The sequence below is a fragment of the Faucicola sp. SE7633 genome (genome assembly GCF_059264685.1).
In genome coordinates, this window is record NZ_JCADBW010000003.1 from 106,354 (window position 1) to 121,568 (window position 15,215).

The 15,215-nt window shown below is 52.1% G+C and carries 16 protein-coding genes; 9 read left to right on the plus strand and 7 right to left on the minus strand.

The window, feature by feature from the left end:
• Positions 1-803 precede the first annotated feature (803 nt).
• Together dusB and AC5L4R_RS02140 are read left to right on the plus strand one after the other, a co-directional pair.
• The gene (gene dusB / locus AC5L4R_RS02135; RefSeq protein WP_494472153.1) at positions 804-1,811 is read left to right on the plus strand and encodes a tRNA dihydrouridine synthase DusB; all 1,008 of its coding nucleotides are present in this window, start codon (positions 804-806) and stop codon (positions 1,809-1,811) included.
• Positions 1,812-1,978: 167 nt separating this feature from the next.
• Positions 1,979-3,325: a S1C family serine protease gene (locus AC5L4R_RS02140; protein ID WP_494472154.1), complete on the plus strand. Its 1,347-nt coding sequence runs from the start codon at positions 1,979-1,981 to the stop codon at positions 3,323-3,325.
• 65 nt (positions 3,326-3,390) lie between these two features.
• Here the strand turns inward: AC5L4R_RS02140 and secB are convergent, their stop codons facing one another.
• The 4 genes from secB to rsgA all read right to left on the minus strand — a co-directional run bounded on the left by secB (position 3,391) and on the right by rsgA (position 5,904).
• Positions 3,391-3,849, minus strand: coding sequence for a protein-export chaperone SecB (gene secB, locus AC5L4R_RS02145; RefSeq protein WP_494472155.1), 459 nt, complete (start codon positions 3,847-3,849; stop codon positions 3,391-3,393).
• Positions 3,850-3,923: 74 nt separating this feature from the next.
• Positions 3,924-4,184, minus strand: a complete 261-nt coding sequence (gene grxC, locus AC5L4R_RS02150; RefSeq protein WP_494472156.1) for a glutaredoxin 3 — start codon at positions 4,182-4,184, stop codon at positions 3,924-3,926.
• A gap of 123 nt (positions 4,185-4,307) precedes the next feature.
• Positions 4,308-4,715, minus strand: a complete 408-nt coding sequence (locus AC5L4R_RS02155; RefSeq protein WP_494472157.1) for a rhodanese-like domain-containing protein — start codon at positions 4,713-4,715, stop codon at positions 4,308-4,310.
• A 121-nt stretch (positions 4,716-4,836) separates the two neighbouring features.
• Positions 4,837-5,904: a ribosome small subunit-dependent GTPase A gene (gene rsgA, locus AC5L4R_RS02160; RefSeq protein ID WP_494472158.1), complete on the minus strand. Its 1,068-nt coding sequence runs from the start codon at positions 5,902-5,904 to the stop codon at positions 4,837-4,839.
• 278 nt (positions 5,905-6,182) lie between these two features.
• Here rsgA and orn point away from each other — a divergent pair, with 278 nt between their 5' ends.
• Complete coding sequence (gene orn / locus AC5L4R_RS02165) at positions 6,183-6,737, plus strand: oligoribonuclease (protein ID WP_494472207.1); 555 nt, start codon at positions 6,183-6,185, stop codon at positions 6,735-6,737.
• Between the two features lie 59 nt (positions 6,738-6,796).
• Here orn and hemP read toward each other — a convergent pair whose 3' ends face one another.
• The gene (gene hemP, locus AC5L4R_RS02170) at positions 6,797-6,961 is read right to left on the minus strand and encodes a hemin uptake protein HemP (RefSeq protein ID WP_494472159.1); all 165 of its coding nucleotides are present in this window, start codon (positions 6,959-6,961) and stop codon (positions 6,797-6,799) included.
• A gap of 189 nt (positions 6,962-7,150) precedes the next feature.
• On the opposite strand from hemP, the gene AC5L4R_RS02175 reads away from it, so the two are divergent.
• The 3 genes from AC5L4R_RS02175 (at position 7,151) to AC5L4R_RS02185 (ending at position 10,169) form a co-directional block, all read left to right on the plus strand.
• Positions 7,151-8,206 (plus strand): NUDIX domain-containing protein, encoded by a 1,056-nt coding sequence (locus AC5L4R_RS02175; RefSeq protein WP_494472160.1) that lies wholly within the window; start codon positions 7,151-7,153, stop codon positions 8,204-8,206.
• A gap of 154 nt (positions 8,207-8,360) precedes the next feature.
• Positions 8,361-9,788 carry a glyceraldehyde-3-phosphate dehydrogenase gene (locus tag AC5L4R_RS02180; protein ID WP_494472161.1) on the plus strand — a complete coding sequence of 476 codons (1,428 nt, stop codon included), beginning with the start codon at positions 8,361-8,363 and terminating at the stop codon, positions 9,786-9,788.
• A gap of 93 nt (positions 9,789-9,881) precedes the next feature.
• Positions 9,882-10,169 carry a hypothetical protein gene (locus tag AC5L4R_RS02185; protein ID WP_494472162.1) on the plus strand — a complete coding sequence of 96 codons (288 nt, stop codon included), beginning with the start codon at positions 9,882-9,884 and terminating at the stop codon, positions 10,167-10,169.
• 14 nt (positions 10,170-10,183) lie between these two features.
• Here AC5L4R_RS02185 and AC5L4R_RS02190 read toward each other — a convergent pair whose 3' ends face one another.
• Entirely contained in the window at positions 10,184-10,996 is an 813-nt protein-coding gene (locus AC5L4R_RS02190; RefSeq protein WP_494472163.1) for a MipA/OmpV family protein, read from the minus strand.
• 183 nt (positions 10,997-11,179) lie between these two features.
• On the opposite strand from AC5L4R_RS02190, the gene AC5L4R_RS02195 reads away from it, so the two are divergent.
• The 3 genes from AC5L4R_RS02195 (at position 11,180) to AC5L4R_RS02205 (ending at position 14,008) form a co-directional block, all read left to right on the plus strand.
• On the plus strand, positions 11,180-12,229 hold the full coding sequence (locus AC5L4R_RS02195) for a metal ABC transporter substrate-binding protein (RefSeq protein ID WP_494472164.1): 1,050 nt from the start codon (positions 11,180-11,182) through the stop codon (positions 12,227-12,229).
• Between the two features lie 9 nt (positions 12,230-12,238).
• The gene (locus AC5L4R_RS02200) at positions 12,239-13,009 is read left to right on the plus strand and encodes a metal ABC transporter ATP-binding protein (RefSeq protein ID WP_494472165.1); all 771 of its coding nucleotides are present in this window, start codon (positions 12,239-12,241) and stop codon (positions 13,007-13,009) included.
• 141 nt (positions 13,010-13,150) lie between these two features.
• The gene (locus AC5L4R_RS02205; protein ID WP_494472166.1) at positions 13,151-14,008 is read left to right on the plus strand and encodes a metal ABC transporter permease; all 858 of its coding nucleotides are present in this window, start codon (positions 13,151-13,153) and stop codon (positions 14,006-14,008) included.
• A 21-nt stretch (positions 14,009-14,029) separates the two neighbouring features.
• Here AC5L4R_RS02205 and cysE read toward each other — a convergent pair whose 3' ends face one another.
• Positions 14,030-15,055, minus strand: a complete 1,026-nt coding sequence (gene cysE, locus AC5L4R_RS02210) for a serine O-acetyltransferase (protein ID WP_494472167.1) — start codon at positions 15,053-15,055, stop codon at positions 14,030-14,032.
• Between the last annotated feature and the right edge of the window lie 160 nt (positions 15,056-15,215).

Here is a 15,215-nt window from a genome sequence, read left to right on the forward strand (position 1 = left end):
TATAAACGTAGAGCGCGTTCACCGCCTAGGTAGCATCATGCTTGATGAATCAACGGGTGCGTATGTCCCTGTAATGATTACGGTCATTGAGTACAAGCACTTGGCTAGGATTTCGGGATTGACCCCAATTTCAGATTCAAGTTTTTTATCCACGCGTTTGCTCATGCCAATGTGCTAAAGGTTTTGGATTTGGTAAAATTGGGCAGTCCTTGGCGTTTACGCGCACCGTTGCCCTGTAGCGAATCGACTTGTCATCTTTGGTTTTGCGCTTTATAACTGTGCCCATAATCCATTCTTATTTGCAACATCATGATGTAAATTTTGCAAATATCATGCAGCTTGACTTCCTCCCCTCCCTATCGTTCGGGGATTCCTTCTGCAAGACGGTTAGACCTGCCGCAAACCTAAGACAATGGCAACCGCCCGTACGACACACCGTACATCTTAGGTTCTTATTTTAAGCTAATCCTACCGTTAGGATTGTCTTAGACACGAATTAGCTTAAGTGTGTGTTTGGAAACGTCTTACCAGTTAAGTTACTGCGTACTCGCAATTTAGTCTTAACTTAACTGTGGAATGTAAGACATTGAATATGGTCAGATGAGTCTAGCAAAACTTATTGCATTTAACAATTGCCTTATATCCACCGCCTGAAGTCGCAGGTTTACGGCAACGAATGATAAATGCTAAAATATGCCAAAATAAGGCGGTAATTGTTGGTGATGATTGGGCTGATTTTAGCAGTTATTAAACGCCTATTTGAGGCAATGCTTTTTAAAACACCCTCGTTAAATCAAAAACTTATGGAAAAACACCCCATCCTAACGCCGCTTGTCATCGGCAACCAAACCATCGCCAATCGGCTGATTGTCGCACCGATGGCAGGTGTAACTGATAAGCCATTTCGCAGCCTGTGCCGCCGTTTTGGCGCAGGACATGCGGTGTCTGAGATGATGACCTCGGACGCAACGCTTTTTGCCCACCAAAAAACGCTGTTTCGTGCCAATTTTGATGGTGAGGTTGCACCGATAGCCGCGCAAATTGCAGGCGCTGAGCCTGCCAAGCTGGCAGCCGCGGCGCGCTACCAAGTCGCCAATGGCGCACAAATCATTGACATCAATATGGGCTGTCCTGCCAAAAAAGTGTGCAAAAAACTGGCAGGCTCGGCGTTGCTGCAAGATGAGGATTTGGTCAAGCGTCTGCTGGATGCGGTGGTGGCGGCGGTCGATGTGCCCGTAACGCTCAAAACACGGCTGGGCTTTGCCAATGGGCAAGAAAATATCTTGCGCATCAGCCGTTTGGCACAAGACGCAGGCGTTGCCGCGATTGCCATCCATGGGCGCACGCGCGAGGATAAGTACCAAGGGCAGGCACGGTATGAGCTGATTGCTGAGGTTAAAAATAGCCTAAGTATTCCTGTCATTGTCAATGGCGATATTGACAGCGCGACAAAAGCCGCGCAGGTTTTGGCACAAACGGGCGCAGATGCGGTGATGATTGGGCGTGCGGCGCAAGGTCAGCCGTGGATTTTTCGCGATATCGCGCATTTTTTGCAGACAGGCGAGCATCTGCCTGCGCCAAGTGTGGCAGAGTTGCGCGATATCGTGCTGGCACATTTGGATGAGCTGTATGCGTTTTATGGTGAGTATTCAGGCTGTCGGATTGCACGTAAGCATATCGCGTGGTATACCACAGGGCTTGCTGATTCCAATGCGTTTCGTCAAGCCATGTACGCTGAGGACAGCACGCGCGGACAGTTTGCGGTCGTCGATAGATTTTTGCAACGTGCGCAGCGTGAGGCTGCGGCCTGAGCTAGTCTAACTAAGTTGGCTATGCCTGCCATACGGGCTCGCTGTGTTAGCCAAACGCTACCAATTTATTACCATCGCTAAATTGTCAGTAAGGTTTGAGTGGCATACAATACACGGCAGTTAGTTGCATGTAATTGTATCAATCAAAAACCCACTGAGAGCACCGAATGACCCAACGCCCAAACTTGCCATCGCATGATGAACCTACCGCCAAATCAAGCCGTGGTCTACCGCCAGCACCTGCACCCAAACCTAAGTCGCTCAATGCGGCGGTGGTCGTGCCGTGGGCGCTGCTTGCGGCCTTGGCGTTAGGCGGCGGTTGGGCGTTGAGTCAAGGCACGTTGTCGTGGCACTCCACGGGCGCGGCAGCAGAGCGTCAGACAGCACCAACCGCCAGCGCAGGTGACTGGCAGCCACCAAAAGCCAGCCATGTGCCTGCCCAAGCAGTGCCGAGCACAGCCACCAACCCTGTCGCGTCGTATCATGACGCGGTCACCACCGCCGCGCAATCGGTTGTCAATATCTACACCACCCAAAAGGTCAGTAATCCCTATGCCAATGACCCCATCATGCGGCGGTTTTATGAATACCACGGTATGCCAAGCGAAGGTGAGGAAACCAACCTTGGCTCAGGGGTGATTATTTCAGAAGATGGCTATATCGTCACCAATGCCCATGTCATCGCGCAAGCTGACAACATCGTCGTGATGCTCAATGACGGGCGCAAGGCGGCCGCGCGGCTGATTGGTAGTGACCCTGAGAGCGATGTCGCGGTGGTCAAGGTCGATTTGACAGGGCTAAAACCGCTTGGCTTTCGTGAAACTCCGATTAACGTGGGCGATGTCGTGCTGGCAATTGGCAACCCGTTTGGTGTGGGGCAAACGGTGACGCAAGGCATCATCTCGGCAACAGGGCGTACGGGGCTTGGCATCAATACCTTTGAAAACTTTATCCAAACCGATGCGGCGATTAACCCAGGTAATTCAGGCGGCGCGTTGGTGGATGCCTATGGGCAGCTAATTGGCATCAACACGGCGATTTATTCGCGCTCGGGCGGCTCAATGGGCATCGGCTTTGCCATTCCAACCGATATCGTCAAAAACGTCATGAACAGCCTAATTAAAACAGGGCACGTCAGCCGCGGTTGGTTGGGTATTGAGCTACAAGGCCGCGCCAAAGACCCAACCAAGCTCAGCGATGACGCGACGGGCATTGAGGTGATGAACGTATTGCCCGAAGGCCCTGCCGCGCAAGCAGGGCTACAACGCGGCGATATCATTATCGCGCTTGATGGGCAACCACTGGCCGATGCCAACAGCCTGATTCAACTGGTCGCGCGTAAAACCCCCAATACCACAATTACCTTGACCGTACAACGCGGCGATGAGCAGCACCAAATCCCCGTGACCTTGGGCGAGCGTCAAGGGCAGGTCAGTCAAGCTGAGCCAGTATTACCGCCCCAAGACCCACAGCAGCTTAGCCCACGTGATTTGATGGAGTTATTCAACCGCTAGCCGCTGCCCAAAAAAAAGCGTTTGCCCAATGCGCAAACGCTTTTTGACAGCGAGGTTTTGTGTGATTAAGCGTTATTATCGCCTGCATGGGTTGGGTCTTGTTGCGCCAAGGTTTGCGCATACGCTTGGTCAAAATTGACAGGCGCAAGCAACAACTGTGGGAAGCTACCGCGATTGACGATGTCGCTCACCACTTCACGCGCATAAGGGAAGAGCACATTCGGGCAGTACGCGCCCAAAATCGCGCCAAGTTGGTCATCAGGGATATTTTGTAGCATAAAAATGCCAGCTTGATGCACTTCCGCGACAAACGCCGCTGAGCCGCCGTTATTGGCGGTGACATTGACCGTCAAAACCACTTGGTAATGAAAATCGTCAAGTTTTTCTGCACTGCTTGACAGGTTGATATCAAGCTCAGGCTGCCATTCACGCGTGAATACATCAGCACCAGGCACTTCAAGCGACATATCTTTAACATAAATGCGCTCAAGCGCCAACTGTGGTAGGTCGGTTTGGTCAGTCATGGGGTACTCCAAAATAAAACAATGGCTAAGGGTGGGAGAATTATGCGGTGATTGGAATTGGCAAGCGGTGGTGGTTAGCCTGCCAGCATGGCATCCAGTTTGCCTTCACGCTCCAACGCCGCCAACTGGTCAAAACCGCCCACAAAGGTATCACCGATAAAAATCTGCGGCACGGTGCGGTAATTGTTGGTTTTTTGCATCAATGCTTGGCGGTCAGCTGGTGACAAGCTTTGCATACCGATTTCTTCAAACGCTGCGCCTTTGTTTTGCAGGAGCATTTTGGCTTGTGCGCAATAGGGGCAAATGGGGGTGGTATAAACTTTGACGTGTGCCATGGGTTATCCTTATTGAATGATTATCAATTTAAATTAACTTATCAGCAATCAGTACCTAAACTATCATAGCGACAAATTACCAAAAGTCAATGCGTTTTATCTGTCTATCGTTTGATTTGTCGGCTAGGGTGATTTGACCAGCGGTAAGCCCGACGCTTGCCAATTGTTGATACCGCCGTCAAGGCGATAGACGTTGTCTTTACCGAGCAGCGCCACCGCCGCGCCCGATGTCATACCAATTTGACACACCACCACGATGGGCTCTTGGGTGGTTTTTAGGCTGTCTAAGTGGTTTTTAAATTCAGCAAATGGAATGTTGCGGCTGCCTTTGATGTGCCCTGCTTCAAATTCTTTTTTGCTACGAATATCAATCAGCTGCGCGTTTTGTTCATTGACCATCATGCCAATGGCGTTTGGGCTGATTTTTTTGCCGCTGCGCCGTGTTTCTAGCATAAAGTACATGACCATCAGGGCAAACAACGTGCCAAACAAAAACGGGTGTCGCCCCATAAACTCAAACCAACGTTCCAATCTGACCTCCCGTTTGTGCCCGTGTTGCTGGCAGCTTAAGCGTTAAAATTTTAGGTGTTCATCATCTATCAGCGTATTATAACGGGTTTGCCATGCGCTGGCAAAGTGCGTCAAACGCTGGCTAAACTGTCGTCTGCGCCTCGGCCTGTAGCGTGACCAGACTGTCTACCCGCCGCGCCAGCACCTCACCTTGCGCCACCGCGTGCCACAGCGCACAGCCCAATGACTCAGGCGTGTGCTGACAATCGCGAAAGCGGCATTGGCTGGCCAGTGGGGCAAGCTCGACAAACCCTGCCAAAATATCGGCTTTGCTTAGATGCCAAAGCCCGTATTCACGAATCCCCGGTGTGTCAATCACCGCGCCTTGCTGCAAGTCTGTTGGTACAAATGGCAACAAGCGGCTGGTCGTCGTTGTGTGTTGCCCTAGCTGCGACAGCGTTGAGATGGCATTCACGGCTTGTTCGGCATTGGGCAAAAGCTGATTGGCAAGGCTGCTTTTGCCCACGCCCGATTGCCCTGCAAAAATCACCGTCTTGCCTGCCACATGTGTGTGCAGTGCGCGTAAATCCCCATCCGCTTGGGTGGTGAGCGTCTGGTAGCCCAGCGCGTGATAGTCTTTTAGCAAGGTTAAAACGTCGCTAAACTGAGATGCGCTTAGCAAATCGGCTTTGTTGAGCACCAACAGCGGCGTAACCTCACTGTGATGACACACCACCAAATAACGGTCAATCAGCTGAGCGGCAGGTGCAGGCAGCGGCGCGAACACAATCGCCAAAATATCGACATTGCTGGCGACAGGCTTAAGCTTGTGGTAGCGATCAGGGCGCGTGATGACGTTGTGGCGTTCGTACAGCGCCTCAATACGCCCAAGCCCCGTGTTGGGGTCAGCGCTCAAGCGCACGCGGTCACCTGTGGCAATCAGCGGCAAATTGGTGCGCGTGTGACAACGCCAGACGCTATGCGGTGTGATGGGCTGCCAAAACGGAATCGGCTCACCCTCAACTATGGGCGGCGCACTTGGCAGGTGGGCAGGCAGGGATGTGGCTTGTACCTCAAGCTGTTTGCCGTAATTGGCAATCACCACGCCATCAAACAAATCATCTTGGTCAATCACCTGTTGGCTTTGCTGCTGTTTTTGAATACGGCGGCTTTGCTGGTCGGTGAGCTTACGCTTACGAATCAACGCCATACGCGCACTACTTGAGTCATCATCGGGTTACCTGTTATCACGATTGGGTGTTATTAAAAAACACAGCATTTTAGCGCAAAATACGACACAAAAACTTAACTATTTTGTAGCGCAATACAATCTACCAGCAGACCAAAGTCAGCAGCAAACAGCCGCGTTGGTCCATACCACGTACTTACCACCCACCTGCCGCGGTTGCCAAGCCTTGCCAAAGTGCCTACAATACCGTGTTTACCTCTACAACCAGTGCAAAAACCGACCGTAAAAGACCCAACGCTATGCCGATTGACAACAAAAACTTGGTTTGGATCGACCTTGAGATGACGGGGCTCAACACCCAAACTGACACCATCATCGAAATTGCCACCTTGGTGACCGACAGTGAGCTAAATATCCTTGCCGAAGGCCCGGTGTTTGCCATTGCCACACCTGCCGTCGTGCTCAACGCGATGGACGACTGGAACACGCGCCAACACGGGCAATCGGGGCTGATTGACCGTATTCGGCGCAGCGACATCACACTGGCACATGCCGAGCAAGAAACCATCAATTTTTTAAGCAAATACGTTGAGGCGGGGCGCTCACCGATGTGTGGCAATTCGGTGTGTCAAGACCGACGGTTTTTGGCGCGCCAAATGCCAACACTTGAACGGTTTTTTCATTACCGTAACTTGGATGTGTCATCAGTCAAAGAGCTTGCCTACCGTTGGCGACCCGATATTCTAGCCAGTTTTGAGAAAAAAGGCAGCCACTTGGCATTGGATGATATCCGCGATTCGGTGCGCGAGTTGCGCCATTACCGCACGCATTTTTTTAATCTAATCGCGCCTTAAGAGGTGTATTAAAAAATAAAAGCCAGTGCAATGACTGGCTTTGTGGCAAACAGCAATCCTTACTTGGTTAAAATCAAGCGGTTATTGCGTGTTAAGCGCAGACGGTATTCTTCACCAGCATGTTGAATGCGAATTTCTTTGCTCATGGCAAACAAATGTTGAGATTGCAGCGTGGGCAGGGTGGTTTGGGCTTGTGGTAGCGCGCGGTTTAATAAATGGTACATGGGGTGACTCCTGTGGTCTTAGGACGAATTGGGTGCAAATAACGCTTGTTGCTGGATAAAACGGCTTTTATTTGATAACGATTATCATTAATAATTTGGCGCGTGTCAAGCGGCCAAGCAAAAAATTTTGCTTGGCTTATGCCAGCTGAGTGATGAGCGGCTGCTACAAACACGCTGTGAGAGGATACCATGCCAACAACATCAACCCACGCCCCTCCCATCAACGTTGCGGTAGCGGTCATTGCGTATCATGCCAACGTCCACACGCCACCGCGCTACCTGCTGGCGCGCCGTCATGCTCACCAACACCAAGGCAATCGCTATGAGTTTGTCGGTGGAAAAATTGAAGCAAACGAAACACCGCGGCAAGCGTTGGTGCGTGAGGTGGCTGAGGAATTGGGCGTGGATATGGTGAACAACCGCTGGGCGCGGTTGGGTGTCATCACGCATGATTATGGTGATAAATGCGTCAGGTTGCATGTGTTTTACACCCAAGCGACGGCTGAGCAACACAAGCATTTACACGGGCAGGGCACAGAGGGGCAAGCACTGGTCTGGGCGACCCATGCCGACATCGTGGCAGGCAGTTATCCGCTGCCCGATGCCAATGCACAAATTGTAGAATGGCTGGCATTGCCAACGATTATCACCATCAGTCGTGATGTGGCTGCCGCCGCCAATGCGTTGCCTCACCGTGAGACATGGCTAAATTTTTATACCCAAACATTACCGCACAACGCGTGGCTATACTTGCGCTTGCCCTATGTATTGACCCAACCCGATGGCCAACAGGCGTATTGGGCTATTTTTCAGGCCTTACAGGCTCGCCGCCCCGATATAACGTTTTTGCTCAGCTACCAAGCATGGGACGCGTCGGCTAAGCGTGATGTTGCCCTTACCCATGTGGTACTACACCTCAATCATCATCAGCTGATACAGAGCGCGCCGCAGGATTTGCCAGCCGCTTACCGCTATTTTGCCAGCTGTCATGATACAAATAGCCTAAGTAAATTAAATCAACTGGCTCAAAGCCACACAGTGATGGGCGCGTTTTTATCACCCGTTTTGCCCACGCCCACCCACCCTGACGCGCTGACGCTGGGCTGGCAGGGTTTTGGGGTGTTGGCAGCGACCAGTGATGTGCCGCTGTTTGCACTGGGTGGTATGTCGGTGGCAGATGTTGCCAACGCGCAAGCCCAGCATGGCTATGGTGTGGCAGGTATCCGCTTGCTTGATAGCCTGTGAGCATCGACAAAACCGCTGACATCGGCACAAATTTTGGCTATAATAGCGTTAAACTGTTTGTAACACGCGTTTGATACGTTTTGTGGTTTTTGTTTAACCACGTTTTAGCGGCTGATTTTTCGCCGCACATTTTTCACAGTATAAGGGACGACCAATGACCAACGCTTACACCCAGCGTCATCAAGACCACCAAGTACAAGCTCAGACGCATAACGCCAATTTAGAGCGCTTGCTAGCAGCAGCCAACCAGCTATACCGCGACCGCAGTGTTGTGGTGAGCTTATTTGACCGTCCCGTGACCAACAGCAATGTACGCCGTATCGCACAAGCCTACCAACGCGCACAGCAGTTGGGCAAGGTTGAATTGCAACACGCCTTGCAAGTATTGGATGCGCTCAGCGCCAGCGACATCAAAAACAGTCAAGTGGATATCGGGCGTTTGGCACAGCGTTTAGACTCAGGCTTAGACGCGCAGCAAGTGCTAAAAGACGCACAAGCGCAAGCAGGCACGGGCAGTGATGGCGCAACCGACGTGGTGCTATACGGTTTTGGACGTATTGGACGCATTTTGACCCGTTTGATGCTTGAGGACAGTGGGCTAAGCCGTGGCTTGAATTTGCGGGCCATTGTGGTGCGTAAAAGCCAAGACAATGATCTGGTTAAGCGTGTCTCACTATTGGAGCGTGATTCGGTGCACGGCTGGTTTGATGGCACGGTCATTGCCGATGAAGCCAACCAAGCCATTATTGCCAACGGGCAGTACATCCAAGTCATCTACGCCGATGACCCAAGCCAAATCGATTACACCCAATACGGCATCAACAATGCCTTAGTGATTGACAACACAGGCAAATGGCGTGACCCAGACAGCCTTGCCAAACACCTACAAAGCCAAGGCGTTGCCAAGGTGCTTTTGACCGCGCCAAGCAAAGGCGAGATGAAAAACGTGGTATTTGCTGTCAATGACAACGACATCACGGCCGATGACCAACTTATCAGCGCAGCAAGCTGCACGACCAATGCCATCACACCTGCGCTAAAAGTGCTACACGATGAATACGGCGTACAAGCAGGCCACGTGGAAACCATCCACGCATACACCAATGACCAAAACTTGGTGGATAACTATCACAAAGCCGATCGTCGTGGGCGTGCCGCTGCCATGAACATGGTCATCACCGAAACAGGCGCTGCCAAAGCGGTTGCCAAAGCCTTGCCTGCGCTCAAAGGCAAATTGACGGGCAACTCAATTCGCGTGCCAACGCCAAACGTTAGCCTTGCGGTATTAAACGTTACCTTTGACAATGCCCCTGCCGATGCTGAGACATTAAATCACTTTATGCGTCAAATCGCCTCAAGCAGCGAGTGGAGCGCGCAAATCGACTACACCGATTCGCCCGATGCTGTTTCAACCGACTATGTCAGCGCCAAAGAAACCAGTATTTTTGATGCCAAAGCAACAATTGTCAGCGGCAACCAAGCACACTTGTACTTGTGGTACGACAACGAAATGGGCTACAGTGCGCAAGTATTGCGCGTGGCACAAAAAATGGCAGGCGTGACCACCGCAAAATTGGTATAATCAGTGCCTGTTAAACCAAAAAACCCGACGCGTTCGGGTTTTTTTGTGGCAAAGTTTTGCTAACCACGGTTATGACTTAAGGAAATCGACGCCATGGCTAAGCCCACCCAAACCACCGATTTTGTCCCGTTTGCCGATGACGACGCAAGCCTAAACCTTGCTGAGCTAACCTTAGAAAATCAAGGGCAACAGGTTAATTTGTATGGCAGCGTCACCTTCACCCTTGATCGCCAAAGCTTGGCGCACGCATGTAAACTGCATGATATATTGGGGCAAATTGTCGGCTATCTACAAGCGCATGATGCACAGGATTTTGATCGCAACGACCACCAAGCCCATCAACAAGCCAACGTTGATACCATACGCAATCCGTTTTTGTAGCCGTAAAATAGCGTTTAGAACTGATAATTAAACCCAATCCGCGAGCGGCTATCCCAGCTGCCATCGACCATCGGGCTATCTTTTTGCGCATCACTCATGCGCTCTAAACCCTCACTGACAAACACGCTCCAACGCGGATTGACGCGGTAGCTGGCGCTGACATTGACAAACGGGCGCACGCTGCTATCAGCGGTATAGGCAGGTAAGCCTGTGCGTGCCGCCTCTGGTTGGCTTATGCCATAATAATACTGGTTGTAGTCGTCGCTGCCCCACAGTAAGCCAATTTCAGGATACACCGTTAAACGCGCATCCATTAAGCGAAAGCGGCTTAGATGCGATAGTTTAACGCGCGTGCCTTTGCTGCGTCCTAAGATATCCGCCTCAACCTGCGCCTTTAGGCCGCCATACGGTGTGATACGCATGTAGCTAGTGCCTGCCAATGCTGACCACTTCCGCTTATCAAGCCCCCGTAACGCGGCCTTGTCAGCGTCATCGGGGTCAAAGCTGCGTCCATCATACGCCACCGACACGCGCCATTCATTGGCATGGTCTTTGTACGCATACACGCCTGCCTCACTGCCCTCTAGATACACGCGGTTATTGTCATAAAACGCTTGTGGCAGTACAGTGACATTTTGATCTTTATCGTAGCTTGATTGGTTGTAAGCGGCGTTTAGTCCGACGCTTAGCCGCGCGTTTGTATCCACAGGCAAGGAGCTTTCGCGGTTGAGCCAGCCTTCAGCGTTGGCGGCAGTTATGCCAGCACTGGCCAAAAAAATGCCAAAACCAAGTTGGCTATACGTCGTCTTGTTGAATAACCGTTGCATCACTTATTTTTCCGTACGTTTTACCCACCGATTAAAAGGGTCATCAAACGCATTGTGCCACAAACTGGCGTAACGTAAAAGTAAAGTTTGCGCAAGGCTATCAAATGTTATATTATAACATAACGCTTTTTAGCGGTGGTCATAGGCTTTAGTGGTCATAGGTTTTTAAGAAGGCACACATACATGCTAAATAGCCTAAGCAAATTTAATTTTAATAAACATCTCATGCTGCTAACATGCGGCATAGCCTTATCGGCTTGCCAGCCCGCCCACAAGCCCACCGCTGATAGCCCGCCCGCCAGTGCCGCAACGGTGGCTAGCCAACACCCAACCACCAACGCACGCCCTGTGATTTATGCCTCAACCGATCTATGGGCAGCGGTGGCAAAAGCCGTGGCAGGGGATACCGCCGATGTCATCACCGCAGTAGACAACCCTGCCCAAGACCCACACGCCTACCAAGCCAGCGCGCGCGATAAGGCAGATATGCAGCAAGCCGCGTTGGTATTAATGAACGGCGGCGGCTATGATGACTGGGCGCAGCAAATTGCCCAATCACTGAACCCTGCACCGCGCGTCATAAATGCGGTGGCCATCAGCCAGCCAAACGCTGACGAAACCCACGCGCATGACGATGCGGCAACGCCCACGCATGATGCCACCCAACATCACCACCATCACGGCGAGCAAAATGAGCATGTGTTTTATCAGCTAGCGGCTGTGCAGCAGGTGGCGCATGCGATTGCCCAAGCGTTGAGTGAAACCAATCCGAGCCAGCAGGCAGTTTACCAACACAACGCCGCTGCCTTTAATGCCCAGTTGGCACAGCTAAAAACCGCCGCGCAAAAAATCGGGCAGGGCAAGCACCTAACCGCGTTAGCCACCGAGCCTGTGGCGGATTTTTTACTGGCAGAGATGGGCATTGCCAATGTCACACCAGCCGAGTTTGTCAATCAGCTAGCCAATGATGAAGGGGTATCGGTCAAGGCATTGCACAGCGCTGAGCAGCTGTTGGCGCAAAAACAGGTTGATATGCTGGTCATCAACGCGCAAACCGAAGACCCTGCCAGCCGTGCTTTGCGTGCAACGGCTGAAAATATGCACATTCCTGTGGTCACGGTCTATGAAACCCTGCCCACAGGCACGACCACTTACATCGACTTGATGCGCGATACCATCGCACGATTTGCCGCTGCCAGCCAACACGCCTCCCAAACACACGCCGATAACTGATTGATAAACATGCCAACGCCATCCACCACACTGGATTTTGCTTGCCTGCCACCGAATACCCAAGCTTCGCCGCGTGATATTTTGCGCCTCACCGCTGCCAGTATGCGTTTGGGTGAGCGCACGCTGTGGCATGGTGTGAGTTTTGCGGTCAAATCAGGCGAATTTGTCGCTTTGCTTGGCGCAAATGGGGCAGGCAAGACCACGTTGTTACAAAGTATACTGGCATTGCAGCCGCTGTCACATGGGCAGGTGTGGCTTGCGCCCAACGTACGGATTGGCTATGTGCCGCAGCTGAAAAACTTTGATCCGCGTTTGCCCATTCGTGGGCGCGATTTGGTGCAGCTTGGGCTAGATGGCGGCAATTTGCTATTTGGCTGGCTAAGCCTCAAATCTGGTGGCACACCGCCCACGCGGCGTTGGTGGACAGCCAAACACAAACAGCGGTTGGTCGATAAAGCCATTGCCGAGGTCAATGGCCAAGCGTTTTGCAACGCACCGCTACACCTGATGTCGGGCGGTGAGCAGCAGCGTATGCGCATCGCGCAAGCCTTGGTCAATGACCCCGATTTGCTGCTGATGGATGAGCCACTGCTAAGCCTTGATAGGGCAAGCCAACAGATTGTTGGTGATATTTTGGCGCACCGCAAGCAGTTGCACCACACGGCGGTTTTGATGGTCAGCCATGAGCGTGATATCATCGCACCGTTGGTTGATCAGGTGGTGTATTTATCCAGCAGCCATACGCAAGTGGGTGGGCGCGAATTACTCAATAAAATTTGAAAATTGTCCAGTATGTTTTAATGAATTTTGCCAAGCATGGCTATCAAGCATAGCCATCAAGCACTGCCACCCAATTTGTAAGTATCCAATCTATTTTACACCGTGCGCACGGCAAGCCGCCGTCTAAGAAGCCTTTATCTCATGCCTTTAACCGATACGCTTCACGCCATTATCAATTTTGATGGCTTTTTTGAGCTGCTACCGCTTGTCCAATCGTCGCTGCTGGCGGCGTTGATTTTGGGCACATTGGCAGGTTTGATTGGACCGATTATTCAAGCGCGTGACATGGCATTTGCCGTGCATGGTACAGCGGAGCTGTCGTTTGCTGGCGCGGCGTGCGCACTGTGGCTTGGTGCGTCGGTGACGTGGGGTGCGATTATTGGCTCGCTGGTGGCAGGCGCGGTGCTGGCCTTGATGGGCTTGGATGGCAAAAACCGCAATGCGGTGATTGGGATTGTGTTGCCGTTTGGGCTCGGGCTTGGTGTGTTGTTTTTGTCGCTATACCAAGGGCGCGCGGCCAACAAATTTGGCTTACTGACGGGGCAAATTGTTGCGGTCACGCCCACCGAGATCCAAACCTTGCTGGCGGTGGCGGCGGTGGTTTGGTTGGTGATGGCACTTTTTGGGCAGCGCATGTTGTTTGCCGCGCTTGATGCGCAGATTGCGCAGGCGCAGCATATCAGCTTGCGTGGTATGTCACTGTTGTTTATGCTGATGCTAAGCCTTGTGGTGGCGGTGAGTGTGCAGCTTGTGGGCGCGTTGTTGCTGTTGTCGCTGCTTATCACGCCAACGGCGGCCGCAAGTTTGGTCACGGCAAAACCGCTGTGGCTGTATGTGCTATCCATGGTGTTTGCCAGTGTTGCCGCGGTGGGGGGGATTTTGTTGTCGTTGTCTCCAGGGTTGCCTGTATCGCCGTATATCACGACGCTGTCATTCGGTATTTATCTATTGTGTTGGCTGGTGGCAAAATTGCGCCATCAGCCAATCAGCCGTGTCTAAAGGCAAGTTTTGGCAAGGCAATTAATCGTCAGACAAAATCACTTGCGGCGCGACGGCATCAAGGTCAATGGCTTTAAGCTTGGGGTATTGTTTTTTGCAAAAATTTGGGTCAAGGCGGCACATGGCAGCTTGTAGCTCATCAAGCCGCGCATCGGATTGACGAATATGCTCAAGCAGCTTTAAAAATGTCTGAATAATCGGGTCGGGTGAGTTTGGATCAACGCCGTATTGATGAAATATTGCGCTGCGGTCGCTGGCGGTTGTTGCGGTTTGTCTGTCGGTGCTTTGCTGGTTGGGTGTATTGCTGCTTGGTGGATGCGTGGCAGCAGATGGGTCAATGGGCACATTGACCGCGCGCAAATCGCTGGTTGTGGGGTGGGCGGCTTGTCGTTCGTGCGCAGGGTCGGTCAGGGGTGGGGCAGAATTGACCGCAGGTTCGGGGATGGCGCTGTTGTTGGCAAGGCTGTCTAGTCCAGCTTTTTGCGCCAAGTTTTTGTCCAAAATCATCCGCGCCGCGCTGCCAACCATCGTCGCGCCTTCGGGCACTTCTTTGACCACCACCGCGTTTGAGCCGATTTTGGCATATTTGCCCACCGTAAAACCGCCCAATACCTTAGCGCCTGCGCCCACCACCACGCCATCTTGCAAGGTGGGATGGCGTTTGCCTTCGTTGAGCGATACGCCGCCTAAGGTTACGCCATGGTACAGTGTCACGTCGTCGCCGATTTCAGCGGTTTCACCAATCACCACGCCCATGCCGTGGTCGATAAAAAACCGTCGCCCGATTTTTGCCGCTGGGTGAATCTCAATACCCGTCAAAAACCGATTGCCAAATGACACCATGCGCGCCGCGCCCTTAAAATCGCGCTGCCACATGCCATGCGCCACGCGGTGTAGCAGCAGGGCGTGAACACCTGGGTAGGTCAAAAGCACTTCTAGCGTATTACGCGCCGCAGGGTCACGGTCAAACACCGCTTGCACATCTTCTTGCAGTTCACGGCGAATGAGTAACCAACGATGGCGCAAGCGGCGGGCACGGTTTAGCATAAACGTCTCACAAAAACCACAGTCAAAACGACAATCAAACAGGCATGTATCATAACATGCTTGCCAGGCTTTGGGTATGGGCAGTAAAATTTTACAGTTTGGGTGTATCCGTTGCGTGAAGTGATTTAAATTGACTAACTTGTAAGCGCAGCTTATGCTA

Bases quoted from the DNA above. Each gene is read 5' to 3' on its own strand.
- AC5L4R_RS02175 (WP_494472160.1), top strand. From the start codon at position 7,151: ATGCCAACAACATCAACCCACGCCCCTCCCATCAACGTTGCGGTAGCG.
- grxC (WP_494472156.1), bottom strand. From the start codon at position 4,184: ATGGCACACGTCAAAGTTTATACCACCCCCATTTGCCCCTATTGCGCA.
- dusB (WP_494472153.1), top strand. From the start codon at position 804: ATGGAAAAACACCCCATCCTAACGCCGCTTGTCATCGGCAACCAAACC.
- AC5L4R_RS02180 (WP_494472161.1), top strand. From the start codon at position 8,361: ATGACCAACGCTTACACCCAGCGTCATCAAGACCACCAAGTACAAGCT.
- AC5L4R_RS02205 (WP_494472166.1), top strand. From the start codon at position 13,151: ATGCCTTTAACCGATACGCTTCACGCCATTATCAATTTTGATGGCTTT.
- orn (WP_494472207.1), top strand. From the start codon at position 6,183: ATGCCGATTGACAACAAAAACTTGGTTTGGATCGACCTTGAGATGACG.
- secB (WP_494472155.1), bottom strand. From the start codon at position 3,849: ATGACTGACCAAACCGACCTACCACAGTTGGCGCTTGAGCGCATTTAT.
- hemP (WP_494472159.1), bottom strand. From the start codon at position 6,961: ATGTACCATTTATTAAACCGCGCGCTACCACAAGCCCAAACCACCCTG.
- AC5L4R_RS02140 (WP_494472154.1), top strand. From the start codon at position 1,979: ATGACCCAACGCCCAAACTTGCCATCGCATGATGAACCTACCGCCAAA.
- AC5L4R_RS02190 (WP_494472163.1), bottom strand. From the start codon at position 10,996: ATGCAACGGTTATTCAACAAGACGACGTATAGCCAACTTGGTTTTGGC.
- AC5L4R_RS02185 (WP_494472162.1), top strand. From the start codon at position 9,882: ATGGCTAAGCCCACCCAAACCACCGATTTTGTCCCGTTTGCCGATGAC.
- rsgA (WP_494472158.1), bottom strand. From the start codon at position 5,904: ATGGCGTTGATTCGTAAGCGTAAGCTCACCGACCAGCAAAGCCGCCGT.
- AC5L4R_RS02200 (WP_494472165.1), top strand. From the start codon at position 12,239: ATGCCAACGCCATCCACCACACTGGATTTTGCTTGCCTGCCACCGAAT.
- cysE (WP_494472167.1), bottom strand. From the start codon at position 15,055: ATGCTAAACCGTGCCCGCCGCTTGCGCCATCGTTGGTTACTCATTCGC.
- AC5L4R_RS02195 (WP_494472164.1), top strand. From the start codon at position 11,180: ATGCTAAATAGCCTAAGCAAATTTAATTTTAATAAACATCTCATGCTG.